Source organism: Glutamicibacter sp. NPDC088483 (assembly GCF_044753145.1).
Classification (GTDB): Bacteria; Actinomycetota; Actinomycetes; order Actinomycetales; family Micrococcaceae; genus Glutamicibacter.
Genome location: NZ_JBIVMP010000002.1, coordinates 1 through 21,320, shown reverse-complemented (window position 1 = coordinate 21,320; position 21,320 = coordinate 1). Strand labels below are relative to the sequence as shown.

13 protein-coding genes are annotated in these 21,320 nt (G+C 51.6%); 1 reads left to right on the top strand and 12 read right to left on the bottom strand.

The window, feature by feature from the left end:
* Positions 1 to 7: 7 nt before the first annotated feature.
* Positions 8 to 700 carry a response regulator transcription factor gene (locus ACIP6G_RS04295; protein ID WP_105659141.1) on the top strand — a complete coding sequence of 231 codons (693 nt, stop codon included), beginning with the start codon at positions 8 to 10 and terminating at the stop codon, positions 698 to 700.
* Positions 701 to 777: 77 nt separating this feature from the next.
* On the opposite strand, the gene metG is transcribed toward ACIP6G_RS04295, so the two are convergent.
* From metG to ACIP6G_RS04235, 12 genes are all read right to left on the bottom strand, one after another.
* Positions 778 to 2,328: a methionine--tRNA ligase gene (gene metG / locus ACIP6G_RS04290; protein ID WP_400288790.1), complete on the bottom strand. Its 1,551-nt coding sequence runs from the start codon at positions 2,326 to 2,328 to the stop codon at positions 778 to 780.
* Positions 2,329 to 2,385: 57 nt separating this feature from the next.
* Positions 2,386 to 3,393 carry an NYN domain-containing protein gene (locus ACIP6G_RS04285; RefSeq protein WP_105659140.1) on the bottom strand — a complete coding sequence of 336 codons (1,008 nt, stop codon included), beginning with the start codon at positions 3,391 to 3,393 and terminating at the stop codon, positions 2,386 to 2,388.
* 122 nt (positions 3,394 to 3,515) lie between these two features.
* Entirely contained in the window at positions 3,516 to 4,700 is a 1,185-nt protein-coding gene (wecB, locus tag ACIP6G_RS04280; RefSeq protein ID WP_133834663.1) for a non-hydrolyzing UDP-N-acetylglucosamine 2-epimerase, read from the bottom strand.
* 27 nt (positions 4,701 to 4,727) lie between these two features.
* A complete protein-coding gene (gene wecC, locus ACIP6G_RS04275) occupies positions 4,728 to 5,960 on the bottom strand; it encodes a UDP-N-acetyl-D-mannosamine dehydrogenase (RefSeq protein ID WP_400288788.1) in 1,233 nt (410 codons plus the stop codon).
* A gap of 132 nt (positions 5,961 to 6,092) precedes the next feature.
* The gene (locus ACIP6G_RS04270; protein WP_400288785.1) at positions 6,093 to 7,868 is read right to left on the bottom strand and encodes a glycosyltransferase family 4 protein; all 1,776 of its coding nucleotides are present in this window, start codon (positions 7,866 to 7,868) and stop codon (positions 6,093 to 6,095) included.
* Entirely contained in the window at positions 7,849 to 9,024 is a 1,176-nt protein-coding gene (locus ACIP6G_RS04265) for a glycosyltransferase family 4 protein (RefSeq protein WP_400289343.1), read from the bottom strand. Before ACIP6G_RS04265 ends, ACIP6G_RS04270 begins: the two co-directional genes overlap by 20 nt.
* Positions 9,025 to 9,074: 50 nt before the next feature.
* Entirely contained in the window at positions 9,075 to 10,988 is a 1,914-nt protein-coding gene (locus ACIP6G_RS04260; protein WP_400288783.1) for a glycosyltransferase, read from the bottom strand.
* Positions 10,989 to 11,097: 109 nt separating this feature from the next.
* Positions 11,098 to 15,531, bottom strand: coding sequence for a glycosyltransferase (locus ACIP6G_RS04255; RefSeq protein ID WP_400288781.1), 4,434 nt, complete (start codon positions 15,529 to 15,531; stop codon positions 11,098 to 11,100).
* A 575-nt stretch (positions 15,532 to 16,106) separates the two neighbouring features.
* Positions 16,107 to 17,276: a glycosyltransferase gene (locus ACIP6G_RS04250; RefSeq protein WP_400288779.1), complete on the bottom strand. Its 1,170-nt coding sequence runs from the start codon at positions 17,274 to 17,276 to the stop codon at positions 16,107 to 16,109.
* Position 17,277: 1 nt separating this feature from the next.
* The gene (locus tag ACIP6G_RS04245; RefSeq protein ID WP_400288777.1) at positions 17,278 to 18,990 is read right to left on the bottom strand and encodes a glycosyltransferase family 4 protein; all 1,713 of its coding nucleotides are present in this window, start codon (positions 18,988 to 18,990) and stop codon (positions 17,278 to 17,280) included.
* On the bottom strand, positions 18,977 to 20,434 hold the full coding sequence (locus ACIP6G_RS04240) for a phosphomannomutase/phosphoglucomutase (protein WP_400288775.1): 1,458 nt from the start codon (positions 20,432 to 20,434) through the stop codon (positions 18,977 to 18,979). The genes ACIP6G_RS04245 and ACIP6G_RS04240 overlap by 14 nt, the downstream gene beginning before the upstream one ends.
* 176 nt (positions 20,435 to 20,610) lie before the next feature.
* A partial coding sequence (locus ACIP6G_RS04235) for a sugar phosphate nucleotidyltransferase (protein WP_400288773.1) occupies positions 20,611 to 21,320 on the bottom strand: 710 nt, incomplete at its 5' end.

Genomic DNA, 21,320 nt, shown 5'->3' with positions numbered 1-21,320 from the left:
TATTCAAATGCCTAATACAGATGCCATCAAGGTCGGCTTGGTCGATGATCAGCTCTTGGTTCGCAGTGGCTTCAGAATGCTCATTAATTCCCAAGAGGATATGGAAGTCATTGTTGAAGCTGGCAATGGCCGTGAAGCACTAGCTGCACCACTGATGGCTCAGGCGGATGTCATCTTGATGGACGTGCGAATGCCGGAAATGGACGGCATCGAAGCTACCGAACGCCTATTGGATCCAGATAAGAAGGCCGCTGATGGTCCCAAGATCATCGTGCTGACGACTTTCGACATGGACGAATATGCGCTAAGCGCCATTCAAGCCGGCGCCAGCGGCTTTCTTTTGAAGGATGCGCCCCCAGAAGAACTCTTGGAGTCAGTACGCACCGTCAATCGAGGAGATGCCGTCATAGCGCCATCGACCACTCGACGGTTGCTGGACCACATGGCGCCAATGCTCAAGAAGAGCTCGTCACAGCACAAGGATCACCTGATTGCCGCGGTTGAATCGCTGACGCCTCGCGAGCGGGAAGTGTTTGGCCTGATTGCAGAAGGTTTTTCCAACCCGGAAATCGCAGAAAAACTATTCCTGTCAGAAGCTACAGTCAAAACCCATGTGGGTCATATTCTGGCCAAACTGGAAGCTCGTGACCGGGTCCAGGCTGTAGTCATCGCCTACCAGACCGGAGTCGTCACACCCTGACTGAATGAAAAAAATTGAGGTGTTCTGCTCGGATTCAGAATCAAGCAGAACTCCTCAATTTCCTCTCAGGAAAATTCTTACTTCTCTTCCTCGTAACGTGGGAACACAGGAGAAGGAGCTGGGAGCTCAGTGCCTGGGACCAAAGCGCTATCAAAGGACTCGAAGGTTCGCGCCGAACCTTCGCCAACTGCCAACGCATTGAGCATAGAAGTCATGGCCTGCGGCAATACTGGCTGAAGCAGCAACGCCACCTTGCGGACAATCTCAATGGTCACGTACAAGACAGTAGCCATACGCTCAGGATCGGTCTTCTTCAGCTTCCATGGCTCCTGCTCAGCGAAGTAGGCATTGGTATCGCCCAGAACGTGCCAAACGGATTCAAGTGCCTTGCTGAATTCCTGACGCGAGAAAGCATCTCGGTTGATCTCCAGCAGCTTGCCGGCTGCTTCCAGAATCTGCTGATCAGCTTCCAGCAATTCGCCCGGGGTCGGGACTACTCCCCCACAGTTCTTTGCGACCATCGAAAGTGAACGCTGTGCAAGGTTGCCGAAGTTATTGGCCAGGTCACCGTTAATACGGGCAACGATGGTCTCGTGGTTGTAGCTGCCGTCGGCACCGAACGGAACTTCACGCAAGAAGAAGTAGCGTACCTGGTCCAAGCCATAACGGTTCACAAAATCATCTGGGGAAACAGTGTTGCCCAGGGATTTGGACATCTTCACGCCGTTATTGTGCAGGAATCCATGGATCATGACGCGCTTAGGCAATGGCAGTTTTGCAGACATCAAGAATGCTGGCCAGTAGATCGCGTGGAATCGCGAGATGTCTTTGCCGATCACGTGGACATCTGCCGGCCAGTATTTCTGGAAAGAAGCAGACTCAACGTCCGGGAATCCAACGCCCGTCAGGTAATTGGTCAGGGCGTCTACCCAGACGTACATTACATGCTTCTCGTTGCCCGGTACCGGGATGCCCCAATCAAAGGTCGTTCGAGAGATCGAAAGGTCCATCAGACCGCCTTCGACAAACCGTACTACTTCATTGAAGCGGGAACGTGGCGCGCCGAATTCAGGGTTGTTCTGGTAGTACTCCAGCAACTTGTCCTGGTACTTGGATAAGCGGAAGAAGTAGGACTCTTCTTCAGTCCAAGTAACTTCAGTGTCGGTTTCAACGGCATAACGAATACCGTCCTTGCGCACTTCCGTCTGGTCTTCGGTGTAGAAGGCCTCATCGCGTACCGAGTACCATCCTGCGTACTTATCCAAGTAAATGTCATCATTGGCTTCCATGCGGCGCCAGAGTTCCTGCGCAGCCGCATGATGGTCTGCATCAGTGGTACGGATGAAGCGGTCGTAGCTTGTACCCAGCTCATCATTCATGGCCTGGAATGCATCCGAGTTACGCTGGGCCAGCTGAGCCGGCGTGACCCCAAGATTCTCTGCGGTCTGCATCATCTTCTGGCCGTGCTCGTCGGTGCCGGTCAGGAAGAAGACGTCAAAACCATCCAGGCGCTTGAATCGAGCCATAACGTCGGTAGCCACTACCTCGTAGGCATGCCCAATGTGCGGGGTACCGTTCGGGTAAGAAATAGCCGTGGTGATGTAAAAAGGTTTCTGCTGAGAAGTCACGATATAAATTTACCTTAGCTAGCGTCGGAAAGCGGATTTCCAGATTGTACTGACTCGTCACATGATCTTGCCCAAATACTCCCAGAAGGCGCCACGAAGTGTGCGGCGGATGATCTGCTGATCAGTTTTCCATTCCCCAAGCACTTGAGCGCAATCCTTGAGCAAAGTCCTGTCAATTTCGGGTGGCAGCTGCGGCTTGTCAGCAATGAGTTCTACTACGTCAGACTGTGTCGTGAAGGCAAGCCAGGATTCAGCAACCTTTGCGCCGATCTCTTCTGCAACCTTCAACTCTTGTTGCTCATAAGCCGCGGAACCCTGATAGCCAGAAGCTTCACCACCACTGGAGTAGATCACCACAGGTTCGGCTTCCGGTTCAACGGCTGGCCTGATAACTGGCTTCTGAGCCATGACGGCAGGAGTAGGAACCGATGGCTTCGCTGCTGGCTTTGCTTCTGTCTCCAAAGACGCACTAGCAATTAGAGACGTCTTTTCAGAATGATTCTTGTCCCATTCAAGAACCTTGGTGAATGCGCTATCCAATAGTTGATTCGGAACGATTTCAATGTAGTCAGCGGTCAAAGCCAGGTGTTCAGCCACCGAGGCTACTCCAAGACGGCTATCGGATTTCGCTACGCCTAGTAACACTACTTTCATGCCCAAGTCTTGCGCTTCTTCGACGGCCTCGGCGAGGTCGTCATCGCCGGAGACCAAGTAAGCAATTGATGCCGAGCCATTACGGGCAACCCCTACAAGGTCCAGCGCCAGTCTCAGGTCCACACCTTTTTGCTCGCCGTTATAAGAGATACGACCTAAGCGCACTTTAACGCCGGGTATCAAGCCAATCCGCTTATGCTGCTCAGTAAATAGCCCGTCTTTCGAGGCGTCATACCAATACACGCGGAGGTTATTAAGACCCGTATTCTTCTTTACGGTTTGCACGATCCCGCGTACCAGCGCCTCGTAATGGGTTGTAAAGGCTGATCTTAAGGTCGTTCCGGCGGCACGATGACCGCCTAGTGAGAGCAGAAATCCGGCATCAATAAATATTGCAGTTTGATTCATCATGATTCGATCGTACTGATAAAACTAGGCAAACCATATTGAAAGGGCCTGCATCGCATGACTCTTTCCGGTGTAAACCAGAAAAGACCAGTTCAACTGGTGTTGAACTGGTCTTTTGAACGGAACTAGATGCTGGTTGCCCGCATCATGTCTTCTGGATCTGACAGACTGGAATCGAATTCCTCGATACGCGAACCTACGCCAAGCAATTCTGCAATTGCAGCGACGGTACGTACGGAAGCCCTGCCATCACCGTAAGGGTTTACAGCGTTAGCCATTTCGTTGTAAGCCGCTTCATCATGCAACAGCTCAGTGACCGATTCGAAGATGCGGTTTTCATCGGTGCCGATCAGGCGTACGGTACCCGCGGTAACAGCTTCAGGACGCTCGGTGTTCAGGCGCATGACCAGAACAGGCTTGCCGAGGCTTGGAGCTTCTTCCTGGACGCCACCGGAATCGGTCAAGACGACGGTCGAAGCATCAATGATGCGAGTGAATTCGCCGTAAGCCAGCGGCTCGGTCAAAGTCACGTTAGGCAGTCCATCGATTTCCGGAAGCAACGCTTCGCGAACCGCAGGGTTGCGATGCAACGGCAAGATGAATTCAACATCTGGTTCCGCCTTGGAGAGCTTTGCCAATGCACGGCCGATGCCGCGCATTGGTTCGCCTTGGTTCTCACGACGGTGCGTCGTCACCAGAACAATGCGCTTGTCAGAAGAAACCAATTCTTCCAACTTGGGATCCGAGAAAGGAACCTTCTTTTCGACAACAGTCAGCAGTGCGTCAATGACAGAGTTACCGGTGATAACGATGTCACTTCCCTTGAACGTTTCACGCTCAAGGTTACGCTTGCTCAACGACGTTGGAGCCAAATGCAGGCTGGCGATCTGGCTGGTCAGCTTGCGGTTAGCTTCCTCCGGGAATGGAGAGAAGATGTCATAGCTCCGAAGTCCAGCCTCGGCGTGAACCACTGGGATACCACGGTAGAAAGCAGCGATTGCGCCAGCCGTCGAAGTGGTGGTGTCGCCCTGGACCACTACAGCGTCAGGCTTTTCCTTTTCGAAAATCTCGTCAAGACCAGCAATGGTCTTAGTAAGCAGACCATTCAGGGTCTGGCGCGGCTGAATGACGTCCAAGTCATAGTCCGGCGTGATGCCAAAGAGCTCGTTGACCTGATCCAGCATTTCCCGGTGCTGTCCAGTTACGACAACAACGCATTCAAACTCGTCAGCTTCTTTCAAAGCCTTGACGATCGGCGCAACCTTGATGGCCTCAGGACGAGTGCCATAGATCGGCATGATCTTCTTCATAGATATATACCTTGTCAGCTTGGAGAACTAGCGCCAGAGACCGCGAGTGTCGATAACTTCCTTGCCGGCCAGCGCGGTTGCTGGTACGGACTTGAACTGGTCGTGGTCGACCAGCAAAGTAATTACACTTGCCGATTCTAGGGCTTCATCGGTTGCAACCAGCTTCAGGTTGGCGATGCCCGCAAGATTCTTAGGCAATTCTTCTACATGTGGCTCCACTGCAAGGAACTCGACGGTTGGGTTGGCTTCAGCCAACTTGCGAGCGATCGCAATCGATGGCGATTCACGCATGTCGTCAATGTTCGCTTTGAAAGCCAAACCCATGACCGCTACCTTGCCGTTGAAGGATGGGAGTTTGGTAGCTTCTACAACCTTGTCGATAACCCAGTTCGGCTTTGCATCGTTGGTGTTACGAGCCATGCGGATCAGCTTTGATTCTTCAGGAGCAGCCGAGACAATGAACCATGGATCAACTGCGATGCAGTGACCGCCAACACCTGGACCGGGCTGAAGAATGTTTACGCGTGGGTGGCGGTTGGCCAGGGAGATCAGTTCCCAAACGTCAATGCCCAGCTTGTCGGAGATGACCGACAATTCGTTAGCAAAGGCGATGTTCACGTCGCGGTACGAATTCTCGACCAGCTTTGCCATTTCAGCAGTCTTAGCATCGGTGGTGAGGATAGCTGCCTGGCAGAAGGTCTCGTAAAGAGCCTTGGCCTTCTCTGCAGCTTCTGGGGTGATACCGCCGACAATACGGTCATTGGTGACCAATTCTTCCATGACGTAGCCAGGAAGTACGCGCTCTGGGCAGTGTGCTACAAGCAGGCTGTCCTTGTTCAGGTCGGGACGCTTCTTCAGCAGGTAGTCGAAGAGGTGCTGGGTTGCACCTGGAGGCGAGGTCGACTCGAGGATAACCAGTTCGCCGCCCTTCAGCTTTGGAGCGATGCCCTCTGCTGCAGCCTCAATGTATGAAAGGTCAGCGGTGTAGTCATCGTTGAACGGCGTTGGCACAGCAACAATGTACGCTTCAGCTTCTGGAGTATCGAAGCTTGCAGACAAGGTACCTGCAGTCACCGCGGCGGAAACGAATTCGCCCAACGCCGGCTCTACGAACGGCACCTCGCCCTTGCTGACTGCCTCTACAGTTCGAGGAGTTACATCGACGCCTTTTACGGTGATGCCCTTCGAGGCAAGAATTGCAGCAGTTGGCAATCCGATGTAACCCAAACCGATTACGGCGACTTCTTTAATGTTGTTCACTAAAGTGACTTTCCTTCTGGTACGAGCGATGTTCCCTACGAAAGGGCCTGCAAGCTGATCTTGAAGCACAAGAAGTGCAAGATTAGCCCTATAAACCATATCCCATCACTGAGTTCAGCGACAGCCTCATTGTCACGGAGCTTTACTTATTACTTGCTCGTAAACTTGGACAACGCTAAGCGCGTTTTGCTCCCAAGTTCTATTGGCAAGCACGAATTCCCGCCCTGACTTGCCCATGCGTTCAGCTGCCCCTTGGTTTAAAATCAACTTTTCGATATTTTCGGCCCACTCAGCCACATCCCCCGCAGGTATCAAGTGACCGTTCTCACCGTCAGTGATCAGCTCCTGCAGGGCAGGAAGATCGGATGCCAAGACAGGTACGTTCGATGCCATTGCTTCAACTGGTTTGAGCGGAGTTACCGAGCGAGTGACAGCAGAGTCAATTCGTGGCACGACGAAAGCGTTCAACGCAGCATGATAGACATGCGACTGTTCCCGCGGAATGCGACCAGGAAAAACACAACGCGCGGCGATGCCTAGACTTTTGGCAAGACTGATCAGATTCTCGCGATCCGTACCATCGCCAACGATCAACAAACGTAACTCCTTGTGCTGCTTCGCAAGTTCAGCAACAGCACGGACAACTGTCGAAAGCCCCTCATAAGGGACCAAGCTGCTAACCGTCCCCACATAAAATGCTTCAGAATCGAGGTCCAGCTGCGCACGAGCCTGGACCCTGGGCACGGGTTCCTCTAGGAACTTTTCCCCTATCCCGTTCGGTAATATTGAAATCTTTGATTCATCAACGCCCGCGTCAATCAGGTTGCGTTTCATGGCATCGCCCAAGGTGAAGACATGATCGGCATGCCGAGCTACAAACGCTTCGCGTTCCACGAATAGTCGGTATCGTTCTGAATCTTTCGAGCGCTCGGGACGCGTAGAAAGCCACGTGTCTGCCAGCTGTCCGCGAACTTCATAAACCCACGGTATACCGGTCGCTTCTGCAACGGACTTAACCGCTAGAGCGTTAGAAAAATCTGTCGTCGTGTGAAGTACAGAAGGGGCCTCTTGAAGGACTCTGCTCAGTAGGTCTTCAGCTTGTTGCTGGATTCTTCCGGTGAAGTCATGCTTCGCTGGAAAAGGCAGGCAGCGCTGGTATTCGATACCAGAAACCACGTCAGCTTCTGAGACGGATAGTTTGCCGATATTCAAGGGATAATTCACACGGGTAAGTCCTTTGACTCCCCATCCTGCATCCCTTAATGACGCGAGAATTGAATGAGTTCGTTGTGCGTAACCGCTACCAGTGTGTGGCAACGAATTGGTAGCAACGTAAAGAACAGAACGAGTCGCGCTAGTCGATATACCGGCGGTACGGAGCGGAGAAAGACAGGGCTCTGCCCCCTTGAAGGATGCCAATTCTGATTCATAGTGACGAAGTTGACGGCCACTGCGATTCTGCTGCAACAGCTCAATGGCATCTGTCATCCAGCCCAATGACCACAATAGACGGGCCTTGGCACGTACGTGGGCGATGGAAGGTTTGCCCCTATTGAGTAATTCTTCTGCAAGTTCCCACTCATTGGAAGCAATGCAAAGGTTAGCCAGGAATACTGACTGCCTTGGGTTGCTGTCGGAGCTTAACCATTCTCTGCAGGCAGAGAGCAGGGCACTAGTGTCATCCTTCAGCATGGCCGAGAGCGCGCGTAGCCGAATGCTGGATTTATCACTCCCAAGAGTAATAATCAACGAGCGTAGAACCGGCTTGGACTTGAAGCGGCGAGCAACTTGGAGCGCAAAATAAGTAGGATCATCAGCAATGTTGGAAAGTACCAAATTACCGGTGTTGATTGCATTCGGAATGACTTTTAGATTCAAAAGTTCTGCTCTATCTCTTGGAGTACGCATCGACGACTGTGGCTAGTAGTTCGGCATATTCCCGCCCGGCTTGACGTAGCGATCCATGTTTCCTGACCCAGTCGGTCCCGCGACGATCGGTCCGCAAAATTCCAGGGTTCGCAACCAAGTTGTTAATGTAAGCGGCCAGGGAAGGTACATCTTGTTCAATCACAGTCCCAGCCTCGGAATCACGAATAATTTCCGCTGCTTCTCCTCTGACCAAACCGCTGATGTGCTGATTCAAGTAAAGAAGTTCATAGAGTTTCGAAGGCACTGTGTGATTAAAGCTCGGCCAGTCAGGACGCAGAGAAACTAGGCATGTATCTGCCCACGAGTAATTTTCCAGTACCTCCTGGCCGTAGACAGGGTCTCGGAAGTCAATATCAAGCCCAAGATCCATCGCTAGGCTCATCAATTTACTCTTTTCAGTACCCTGGCCAACAATGCGCAGACGTACAAATTCTGGTACGTACTCCATCGCTCGGATAACGGTCTCCAGACCCTGGCTCCGACCAATGTTCCCTAGATAGAGAATATGGAATTCGCCATCGATCTCGCGTTGAGAAACTGTAAGATCTTCGCGTTCGGTTTCAACGCCGTTGGTGATTGTGGCGACGTTCTTCACGCCATTTCGCTTCATCTTCCCCGCCAGGCCGTACGTCACCGTGACGAGCATATCGCTTTTATTCACAACGAAACTGATGATCTTCGAAATAGCTGGCTCGACCCAGCGGAACTTGATAACTTGTGATTCACTGAGCAAATCTGGCCAAGCATCCCGGAGGTCGACAACTAAGGGTACACCCCGTAAACGGCTGGCCACGAAGCCAACAATTAGCGTTGGAATTGCTGGGACAGTTGCGATAATAACGTCAGGCTTTTGCCCTCGGAATGCAGCAGGGACGCTCAGAACTGCATCAACGCCATGCTTCAATACTTTTCCGAGCATCGTTTTGGAACGACGCATTGATGGATAGTGTTGCAGCTTCAAATAATGATTATCAAGAAGACGACTTTGCCGTTTAGTTGCAATCCGATTTGATTTCGGGGTCACTACAGTAACTTCGTGCCCCAATTGCCCCAGTTCGTCGGCAATAATTGACCAGCGTCGCTGAGGTGGCGAGATCTCAGGCGTGAACGAGTGAGTCAGAAGCATAACTTTCATCTTCTTCACTCCCCTGATTTACCTCGTACTATTTGCACAATAAGACTTTCCTAGAAAAAGACATGTTTATCATTGCGTCCAAACCACTGAATACTACCAGTTGCAGTCAACTCCGCATCACTCAGATCCCAGGTATGCGCTAGCCCATCATTCCCGCGCATCTGGGTAAAGTTGAAACGGTCACTCGAATAAATGGTTCCTCCACGTTCAATGACGTCTTTTAGGAATCTTGTATCTTCGCCACGGTTACGTGTATCAAAGGGTGTCTCGCGGAAAACGTGCGCGCGGCCAAGCATCGTCGGACCCATCACGAGGTTTGTAAAGCGGTGCTCACGTTCGGCAAATCTCAGCAAAGTAGCATCTGAATCCGCGAGGTACATGTAATGCGCCTGCTTGCCTACTATCGAGGCGCCGCTGTATCGAAGCGCTGAAACTTGATCGAAGAGATAGTACTCCCCGTATAGGTCGTCATCATCCATTTTGGTGATGAAGTCGCCGTTGGCCATGGCCACCGCGGCGTTCAGGCAGTCACCCAAAGTATTTTCTTCACCCATCTCAAGCAGTTGGTAGTTCGCTACTCCAGCTGCTGATGCCATATCGGCCAGTTGTCCAGTGGCGGCCGAGAACTTATGAGCCACGAGGACGAGCTCAACTTCAACATCCTTCTGTTTCCCTACAGTCTCGAATATATGCTGAAGCTGGTGAGGCCTTATGGTCGAAACAATCGCACTTACCTTTGGAGTACAGGACATGGACATTGGCTGACCGTGAGCAGAACGGAGCCCAACGAATTGTTCAACCTGTTGAGCACGATGCGCATAAGTATGGTTCTTCCAGATCCTGCGCTGACCCATATGGACCATTCGCTGGCGAAGTTCTGGGCTCCGAACCAAGCTGCGAATCGAGTTAGATGCTTGTTCCCTGGTGGATACCTGAAGTACCTCTGAAGGCGTGAAGAAATTCTCTATCGCAGCGCTTGGAGCCGAAATCACAGGAGTGCCAGCGGCGGTGATCTCGAATATTCGACGGGCACACATGCTTGGCGAATCGACCACGGAGTTGACGTTCAGAAAAACGTTGTAGTTCTTGTACGCAGAAAGCATCTTGTCATAGTCGAGCGAGCCGACAACATTCTGGTCATACGGTGCCGGGAACTGGTACTTCGCGTCTCCGCCGTGCTGCCGGGAGAAAATGTCTAGCCCGCTAGTGAGCTTTGGCGAGATATCCATGGCTCCGCCAAGCACGATCTCCATCTGTTCTTGTCGTTCGGGGTACTTGTCCGCAAAATACATTCCGGCGAAAGCTACATCTCGGCGTTCTTGGCTAAGTGTCCGTACCGGATTATGGAACTTCGGCTGAGCTGCAAAGCTCAACGCTGTGACCCGTTCATGGCCCAGTGCTTCATGGTATTCCGGAATTTTGCGGGAATCTGATGTGAAAACGACATCGAACAGCCTTGCAGAATCGAGGAAGTCGGCGAAGTGCGGTGGGTCTTCTTTATTCCAGAAAACTGCTGGAACAGATCGTTCTTTAAACGCTTCCACCATCTCGACAAACGCTGGTCGAGGTGCCGACGGACCGGTTAGGTGGTACTGCCAAGACTTGTTGTTTCCAGCCCAGGCCGACTCCACGAAGAGAAGATCAAATTCTCGTGTTTCAAGTTCATCCTGCCATGAGCTGGGGGTGATAAAGGTGCAGTTCCATTCAGGCGCCCAAGCTTTCGCGCTGAAATCATCAAGAATGACGGCAACGTTTAACTTTCCATCGTGGTCCTCTGAAGGTTCAAATTCTACCGGTGGGAATTGCAGTCCAAGCAATTTCTCAACATCTGTTCGCAAGTAGCGCTGCTGTCCCCCGATGCGCAAATCATAGTTGCGGCGCTGGTACCACTCCTGCAATTGCTGTGGACCACCCTGGCGAAGATGCCAAAGTGCTTTTCGGAAGTCCCCTAATGCAATTTTCACTTCTCAACTCACTTTATCTTCAATGCAGACTAGATCAATAATACAGTGAGGTGCATTCGGTGGCGATTGCCACTGAACGCACCTCACTAGAGAAAAGCACTAAAGAGCGCTAGTTAGCTTCAATTTCATTCATGATTCGAGCAAGCACATCGTTGGAATCGTAGTTCTTCACAGTGAACTCGCGTGCAGCTTCAACCTGCTCTGCCAGTTTCGCTTGATCCTGTACCTGACTGATCACGTATTGAGCTGCTGACGCAGTGTCTGCATGCAACCACTCATTCGGGTACAGCCATTCCGCTCCCGGCCAGGCCAGGCCTACCGGCAACGCACGAGATGCCGCTCCATCTGCAAGAGTGAAGTGGAAGGACTCGAAATCACTGGTGGATACGGCAACACCGATCTCCTGGTACCACTGGGCCATATTATCGCCTTGAGGATCGAAGACCACAGCACCGCGGAGTAGATCAGATTCTTCAATACGAGCATACTGCGCCTCGTAGAAGGCCATTTCTTCCTCGCGTGCAGCCATCCAGGGGTAATCTTCCGGTCGTTTGCCCTTGACGCGCAACGTAAAGCGGCTATCGATTGCACGCAACTTTTCCAGTAGATCAAGCACGAGGTCGAATCGCTTCATCTGCGGAACCATGCCGACGAAGCCCAATACAAATTGAGAATCATCGGACTTGGGAAGATCCAGCTTCCTGGTATCCACAGAGTTAGGAATGACCATCGTTTTTTCCTCAGGAATTCCGAACTTTTGAATCGCCATTCCTCGGATCAACTCGCTGACAAAGATCACCTTGTCAACCTTCTTGAAGTTCACCGATCGAGGGTAATCCGTGAATAGTTCCTGTGAGTGGAATCTGGTAACCAGTTTCTGCCCGGGCTTCAAATGCGTTGAATACCACGCCAAATTGCCAAGTGACCATTCGCAGAACACCGTGTCAGCATCTTCTAGAAGATCCTGGCTCTCTTCAACATTGTGCTGAGCGTGGCCGTCCCACTTATCGATCTTCAGGTTGTGCCCGTGTTCGGATATCCCGGCCATGATTGACCCGGCAAACTTCAGGTCATGTCCCGCGACTAGGATGTTCTGCGAGTCCTTGGACGCAGGATTGTCAATGAGCGTGCCGTCCGCTTCTTCGACGTCAAGTGGGCGTCGAAGGCATATGGTCTCTACGGCAGAATCTGCGATGTTGCTACTGCGCGTCAAGGTGGGCAGCTGCGCATCCACGTGCTCGCGCATCCAGAGCGGCAGGCCCTGCGTACCCACGTACTTGTCAGAGACCTGTACCGTTGCAGCTTGGCCATAGAACATGGCAGTTAGCATGTCTTCAAGAACCTGATGATCTTGGAGAATTTCTTCAGCGTTGGAGGCAATCACCTCTGCTTCACGAACTGCGTCATTGCTCATTACTGCAATTCCTGCAGTTCGCAGAATGTTTACTGCAGTATCATCGTCGTTGAACCCAGCAACGTATACCTGCATAGGTCGCACGCTAGCTGCTACAAGATCCCAAGCAATTTCTTCGGTTAACGTCTTCAGTTCAATGCCAAGTGATGGCAAAGTCGGGATATCAACTGCGAGACCAGCCATGCGAAGCGCCATGGCCAAACGATGGTGCGCCAGATGTTTGCGGAAGGTCACACGCAATGGCTCCCAAGCATCGGCCACGCGATCAGCTTCGGAGTTCATCCACAGTGTTGAAATCAGTTCCGATTCCCGGCGCGAACCGACCACAGGAACCGACCCATCAAACATCCAAGTAACGCCGAAGCTCTTGCCGCTAATTACCGGAGTACCACATGCCGCAAGCTCGAAAACTCGACGGGAGAACATAGTTGGCGAGGCATTCACCGAGTTAACGTTCACGTGCACCGGATGAGACTTGTAAGCCTCTACCATTTCTTCGTAAGTCAGACCACCCTGGACATAGTCCTGCAATGCTGGGGGGAACTTGTATGGCGATTCAGGATTATCGGCTTGGCGATCATAGATGGTCAGCCCCTGGGGACGTGCTCCCTCGAGGATTGCGCGCAGTTCCTTCGAACGCTCCGCATAACGATCACCATAATAGGAGCCACCGTACGCCACAGTATGCGAGTAGGTGCGGGAAGATCCCATTGGATTGTGGATTTCCGCTTGCGCCCAGAAGGAAAGGCTGCCCAACGCCTTGAGATTTCCACCACGGTGATCCCAGTAGTCCCGCAAGCAGTTGGCGTCAGTAGTCAAAACAACGTCGAAGTACTTTGCGGTACGGCGGAATCGATTGAAGTGAACCGGGTCTTCCTTGTTCCAGAAGATTGTTGGGATGTTCTTGCTGCGGCAGTAGCCAATTAGCGCTACTAGATCCGCACATTGCTCATCATCGTAGTAACCGACCTTGCGGGTCCAAGTTCCATCATTGCCTGCCCACGCCGATTCTACGAAGAGCACATCGACCGGATTCGATGTCAAGGCTTCTCGCCAGTTCTCAGGAGTTGGCGACACCACATTAACTTCGCGGCTGATGGTTGAGGTCGTAAATTCGTCAGCGATAAGAGCCATCCGAATCTCATTAAGCTTCTTGCCCGCTGGCCTACGGCTCTGGACACTGGCAGCTTGGGCAACGAAAGTTTTTGCCACGATTGGCCATGTACGGTTCTCTACCGTCCACTTACGGGCACGACGCCCCATATCCTGCGCGGTCCTCGGATCATTAGCCAGGAGGGCGATCGATTCAGCCAAGGACTGCACATGATCCGCTTCGAAGAGCAAGCCTCGAGCACTATCGGTACCAAGCAACGTAGCAATTGGCGAAACGTTGGAACCGATCACCGGACGGCCTGCAGCCATTGCTTCAATAGGCTTCAATGGTGAAACTAGTTCTGTAACAATATTCGATTTTCGCGGGCAGACCACGGCGTCAAAAATTGCCAGGTAATCGTTGATTTGTTCATTCGGTACGCGCCCGGTGAAACGAATTCGCTCTTCCAAGCCCAATTCGGTCACTTGCCGCTTGAGCGCGGGTAAGACCAAGCCGTCGCCAACGATTAGTGCGCCAACGTGCGACAGAGATTCTGGTAGCTCGGCTACCGCGTTGATTAGTAGATCCAGCCCCTCGTAGTCCACAAGGCTGCCAGCATATCCAAGAAGGAACTCGCCCTTCTTTTTCTTGTCAACGACCTTCGATCGCTCAGCTGGGAGAGGGACGTACTGGAAAATGTTCGCAGCATTCGGCAAGATTTCAATCTTGTCTCTTTCTGCACCGCGCTTCACCAGTTCCTCACGGACTTCCTCCGTGATTGCGAAGGCGCGATCCGCTTCGTTCGCCACCAGAGTCTCAATGCGGCGTGCTAGTTCGAATCGTTCCGATTTATGCCAGGTTTCGTTACCAGCGGCTGCGGTAATTTCCCAAAGCCCACGTACTTCGTAGATGAACGGGATTCCAAGACGACGAGCTGCGATCAATGCTGGCAACGCCGTAATGTGATTGGACGCAGAAACGATTACTGAAGGTCGATTCATCATCGCTTCGCGAACATAGATATCCGCCGCGATCTGCACAAACTTATCCAGTGGATCGCTACGTAGTGACACACCTGGGTTAAAGTACGTATCGACGCCCTGGTAATCGCGAATCAGGCGCTTTTCTTTCGGCATCTTCTTGTTGACTTTGGAGTCCCAAGGGTAGCCAGGTCGCGCTGCAATGAAGAGATCCATGCCGGCTTCGGTGACGGCAGTGGTGAGACCAGTCGTACGCGTCGAATAACCGTTGCTGTTGTATTCGCCAGTGCTGTGCGCGCAATACATCACTTTATCCGGCTGCGGCATATAAGCAGGCGTAGAGGTCTTCGGCGGAACTACCGGCAAGGAATCGAATAGTCGGGCTTGTCCCAGAATCTGATCGTGCAAGGCTCCGAAGCTTGAAGGCGATTCCTCCTTCGCAGCAAGAGCAACTAACCCTTCTGAAGGTTCAACAATCTCGCCCTGGTCGCGGTAACGGGCTATATATGCATCCGCTTCACGCTTAATAGCATCGATGAAGCTTTCTTCGATGCCGGTTCCGGCAGGACTGCCTGGCCGACTTACATTGTCGAAGTTGGAAATGCTTGGTGATGCCGCCAGGACTGGAACATTCTTTTGAACCTGGCGAGGAGCAACAGGCTTACGCGCAAAGGGGCTCTTCAAACCGCGTGCGGCTCTAACGACCGGATGGTTCTTTAGATTCTCATACGCCGTTTTGAATTTCTCGGCCCGGTCATGCTCATTCGCGAGTTGCTTCTTGAGAATCGATGCCTCACGGCTGAATTTCTGTCGTGCGTCCTTAGCGGCAGCAAGTTCTCGTTCGAGCCTTGCGATTAGACCATCTGACTTCACCTTGCGCGATCGCAGAGACTCGTTCTCCCGCGATAATTTCGATGATTGCGCACGGTACTTAGCCAAATCATCCAGTACCCTGGTCTCAAAGTCACCTTCAAGATTCAGATATTCCTGTCTAATGCTAAAAAGTTCGGCACGCGAACTCATTGCTTGAGCGGTCTTGCGATTCGATCGTTTCAACGAGGAAACTCCCTCAACTTTGTAGTCCTATCCGCAAGTAATTCTAGCGGTTCGATTGGAAGAGCCGAGGTTTGACACAACCTAGCGATAGCAATTCAGCGAAACACTTCCTGACCCACTGGGTTGTCGGTGAAATATTCGTCCATTGTCGCCAGGCACAATCGTTCGATTCCAGCAAGGTTGGGCACCACCAGCAATGTGTAGGCGTTGATGATGCAGGCTCCCAGTAAAACGACTTCACACGCCCATGAATACATACTGTTGACCTTGCCCCGATCAAGCAGAACCGGCCTCGCGTACCTAGTCTTCACGTGAATGTGGTCAAGCAACGAGCGAAATCATAATGTCAATAATTCACCAACACGTAAGTTTGATTACACATCAGCCGTCTAAAGAAGTACCGCAAACGCCAGAAAGTCGACGCGACGGTCAGAAAACGACTCAGAGAAATCAATATGCTTAGTTCATAATTCCGCGCCAACCAGCCCCAAAAAAAATCGGAGTGGCTGATTGGCGATAGGAATTATGTAACTATTCTTTGCCCGGTCGATTAACTGCTGATTTCAACAAGTCCGTCACTTGAGTCGTATAAGCAAATCCTGGGCAAACTGCGAGCTAACTTTATCTGCGGAAAGTCTCTTCTGTTCGGCAGAAATGGCCGCTAGAACAGCCTTACTCCCGATTAGATCTATGGATTCCATCATGGAATCTGCTAGGGACGCTACGGTTTCATCCTCTACAAAAATCGTACTCTCTGAATTTAGTTCCGCCAGAAACGTAGGAGTCGCCGAAGCAACAATTGGGAGATCGAATGCGCCGTACAATAACGCGGCACCGCTATTCAACGATCGAGCATAATGAACAACTCCAACATCTGACGCGCGCATAAAGTACTGCACTTTATCCGTTGGTATGTTTGAGTCTTCGATCAAAACACGTGGGTGAACGTTCGCTCTGGTTATAAACTCTTGCACTTCATCTGAGTTGTCTGCTTTACCAGCAAATATCATTCTAAATCGCTGCATGGGGTTCTTGGCAACCAAATGATCAAACGCATCGAGCGTACGGCTTAGACCCTTGTAAGCCTTAAGTGCACCAAAAACAAGGAAAACAATCTCGTCGCCATGGATTCCTAACGCCGCTCGCGCGTCCTCTCGGCTCACATAATCAGGGTAGGCACCTTTATAGCTCGGATGCGGTGAAACTAGAATCTTGGAACTATCAATCTCGGTAATACCTGACATAGCATCGGCCGTGGCTCCAGACATCACGTGTAAAACGTCTGCAGTGTCGGCGATCCGTTGCTGGATTTCAAGTTCAACATGTACATGCATTGCGTCATGCGGATAGACGTTATGAACAGTCCAGACAATATTGAAACCGAACTTTTGGAGACGTTGCAGCCTTCCAGCCATACCCAAGCCCATCATTCTGGCACGCTCCGGGTCTTCCATCCCCTGGGTCATCCATGAGTTCCAGTGTAAATGCAGAGTCTTTGTTAGTGGCCTCAGGGATAAGTTCTGCAGATCCAAAAACTTAGCCGGCTGGAGAACGGGCGCCGCCAGAATTCCTTCATTCGGAAATTGCTTGTAACACAGGGCCTGATAGGGATTAACCCTCGCAACCGGTGTATATGCCAGTAGGTGTTGGTCTCCAATATCGGATTTAGAAGCATGCAGAGAGCCCAGAAGCTCAGAGGTTGGCGACAACTCAGTCGCACGGAATCCCAAATAAGTGGATTTCATGTTAGCTCCCTAACTTAGAAAATTCTTGTACATATCGATCACCATTGGACTTCCAAGTACGCTCCGATATCACCCACTCGTATCCGGCTTGGGCGATTCTTTCCTGTGCCTCACGATCGTCGAACAATGACTCAAGTCGATCAGCCAATGACTCGGCGTCGCCTGCAGTATAAGACAATCCACGTTTTGGCGCGTCCGTAATTTCCAATAGCGCTGGCAGATCTGATGTAACAACAGGTTTGCGTTGTGCCATCGCTTCGAATGGTTTTAGCGGAGTAACATACGTGGCAGCACGTTCCCGAATGCGTGGAACGACGAAGAGATCAATTAGTGAGTAGTACTCGTCGATCTCGTTATGATCAACGGAACCCGTAAATATCACTCGGTCCGATACACCACGCTCAGTTGCGAGCTCCTTTAACAGATCCATGCGGGGACCGCCGCCCACTAGAATGCATTTTGCTACCCGCCCGCGACTGCCAAGAATAGCAAGCGCCTCAATCAGTGTTTCCTGCGATTCACGGTAGTGGTCCATGTTTGAGACGTATCCGAAAGTCGGAACATTCAACAATCCGTATTTTCTAGCCAACTCAATGTTTCTATCAACGGGTTTGAAGTGTTCAGAGTCGACGGCGTTGGGAATAATTCCGATCTTTTTGGGCGGAACTCCTCTTGAAACAAGTTCATCCTTCATGGATTCACAAATAGTCAAAACACGATCCGCAACTGCCATGCAGTACTCTTCGGTCGCCATCCGCTGAGTGAAGATCTCGCCAGATTGCTCAACGCGTGTATCATCAGTCCAGTTTGCTTCGAAGAACGAGCGCACTTCGTATACCAGTGGAATTCCGGTCTTCGCCCGAAGAGCAATACCTGAAAGCGCGGTCTCAAATCCACGTCTTCCCGAACTGGCATGAATCACTTGTGGGCGAAGTTTCTTGATTTCTTCGTAGGCTAAGTCAGCAAACATCTGATTGAACTGGTCAGCCGGAACTTTCGAATAATCAATCGAACCCATTCCTAATCTGACGTGCAGAATGCCATCAACGAACTCGGTGCGTGTTTTAGGATTGTTATCCGGGAAGCCCGGTTCAGTGATGACGACGGGCTCCAAGCCAGAAGCTTTTTCAGCTAAGAAGTTCTTATGGCTGCGCGAGGTGAATCCATTGGAAAGATTCGGTCGGCTCTCTTTAACCAGATGTACTATACGTCCCTCGACGAGGCTATCGATTCTACGTATTGGACCCTGAATTTTAGGAACTGCGCCATGCAATTCCTTTACACGACCTTCGAGGAACTGCAATCCAGCAGTATTCTGAGATTTTTCTTTCTTGGCAATTCGATAGCTCAATTCGAGAGCATCAGAGATAGACCCCTCTTTGGTTCTCAACACACGAAGAGCCTTCATATTGGAAAGCGAGTCTCTGGTACGATCCAACGTGGCATCAGCCCAAATGTTCGCTTTAGTGAAGTCTCGATCCCGAGTATAAAAAGCTACAGCATTGCCTTCATTGAATTGGGAAGTAAGGACAGGAAATTTTTGCAGAATTTCTTTCAGCCTACGCGACTCACCGCTATCTCCAAGTCCTGCAACCATATCTGCCAATGCTTTTCGTTGCCGACCTGCAAAATTCACTAGACGCGCGATGTCTTGGTGTGCTTTATCCAGTTCTTGCAATACTTCTTTTTTGTTGTATTTCTTAGAATCCATCATTGGCTCCATTCATCTCCAAGGCCGTGGAGTTCTCGAATCGCACAATAGATAAAACCTCATCGGCAACCTTATCAATGACACCAGGTTCACGTGATTCACCGTTGAAGCGTAAATACGGCTCAGTATTCGACGGACGTAAATTGAACCACCACGAGCCGTCCTCGGCCGTAAAAGTCGTGCCGTCCATTTCCGTTATAACCGTAGGTGAAGACTTGAAGGAAGCGACAACTCTAGCGATAGCGCCGGTCTTGTCCTCGACTATTGAATTAATCTCTCCGGTTGAAACATACGGCTCATATTCAGCGCCCAGTTCTGAGAGAGATCCGCTTTGTTCGCCCAGCGCCGCCAAAACGTGCATCGCCGCAAGCATGCCTGTATCCGCATTGTAAAAGTCACGGAAATAATAGTGAGCAGAATGCTCTCCGCCAAATACAGCACCCTGCTTGGCCATTTCAGCTTTAATGAATGAGTGTCCAACTCTTGTCATTACAGGGGTGCCACCTGACTTTTCTACAAATTCGGGGACAGCCTTCGACGTGATCAGATTATGAATGACGATTGGAGTTTTCTCCCCTGCAGCTTGGGCCCGAGCAATTTCACGCGTTGCCACGAGAGCCGTGATTGCGCTTGGTGAAAGTGGCAACCCACGTTCGTCAATTACGAAGCACCGATCCGCATCGCCATCAAACGCCAGACCCAGATCTGCTTTATGCTTCAATACTGCCGATTGTAAATCTCTAAGGTTCTCAGACTCCAGCGGATTTGCAGGGTGATTCGGGAAGGTCCCATCGAGTTCAAAGTACAGCGGCACTATTTCTAGCGGTAGCTTCGAAAGTAAGCCATCGCCAAGTACAGCTGGGGTGGTTAAACCGCCCATTCCGTTACCAGCATCTACAACTAGTTTAAGCGGACGTATATTGGATAAATCGACAAGTTCTCGCAAGTAACTGGAATAGTCGGCCAGCACATCTTGCTCACGAATCTTACCCAGCAAGTTGTTCGGTACCGTTGGTATTCCGGCAGCCAGATAGGCTTGTGCTTGATCTCGAATATCGTAAAGTCCGTTCTCTGATGAGATTGGACGTGCGCTTGATTTCGACATCTTGATGCCGTTGTACTCGGCCGGGTTATGACTCGCTGTAAAAACAACTCCCGCGGCATCATATTTTCCTGAAGCAAAGTACAGTTCGTCCGTAGACACAAGCCCAAGCATGACAACGTTGGCTCCACGCTGAATAGCGCCGCGAGCAAAAGCTTCGGTAAAAGTAGGACTTGATGGACGCATATCTCCACCAACTAACACTTCATTACCTGCTAAGCCCAGTACATCGACGAAAGCAGCTCCAATTGCTTCCACTGCTTCAGCGTTGATACTCTCGTCCACAATGCCCCGTACGTCATAGGCTTTAAAAGAGTCGTTGAGGTTGATATCAATACTTGACAAGATGGATTCTCACTTCTTTTTCATCATTTCATGTTGGCACATAGCAGACCGCTCCTTCAGAACTTGCTCGCCTACGACTTGTAAAGCAAGTCGCGTCATGATCAAGAATCCTACATAGAACGGAGATGTTGTTTGTTGATAGCTGAGGTTAACAACTTGCGGGTGGATGGTGGATTTTAGAGCACCTCGGTAGCGCCGTCGGCCTTCAAGGCCTCCACGGTCTGCTTGACCTTCTGCGCATGCTCCTTGGTGGTCACCAGCAACGCGTCGGCGGTATCCACCACGACCACATCCTCGATCCCGACCAGGGCCACCACGCGCGGGCGGTCCGAATAGACCACGCCGGTAGCGCTGTCGGCATACACGCGCACCGACTCGCCGCCCAGGTTGATGATGCCCTCCTCGGCACTGGCCTTGTTCAAGCGGCCGATCGCGGCGAAGTCGCCCACGTCGTCCCAGTTGAAAACGCCCGGGATCACCGCGACATCGCCGGCCGCGGCGGCCGGCTCGGCCACCGCATAGTCAATGGCGATCTTCGGCAGATCGGCCCAGACTTCGCGCATCACGGTTTCGCGCTGATCGGTTTCCCAGGCATCGGCGATCTTCATCAGGCCCGCGTACAGCGCCGGCTCGTTGGCTTCCAGGTGCTTGAGCATCAGGCTCACCGGCGCGACGAACATGCCGGCATTCCACAGGAACCCGCCCGAGGCCAGGTACTTGCGGGCGGTGTCCTCATCAGGCTTCTCCACGAACTGCACCACGCCGCGCGCCGACGGCGCATTGGGCACCTGCAGCGGCTGGCCGGTCTGGATGTAGCCGAAACCGGTGGAAGGGTGCGTCGGGTGGATGCCGATGGTCACGATCTTGCCGGTCGCCGCGGTATGGA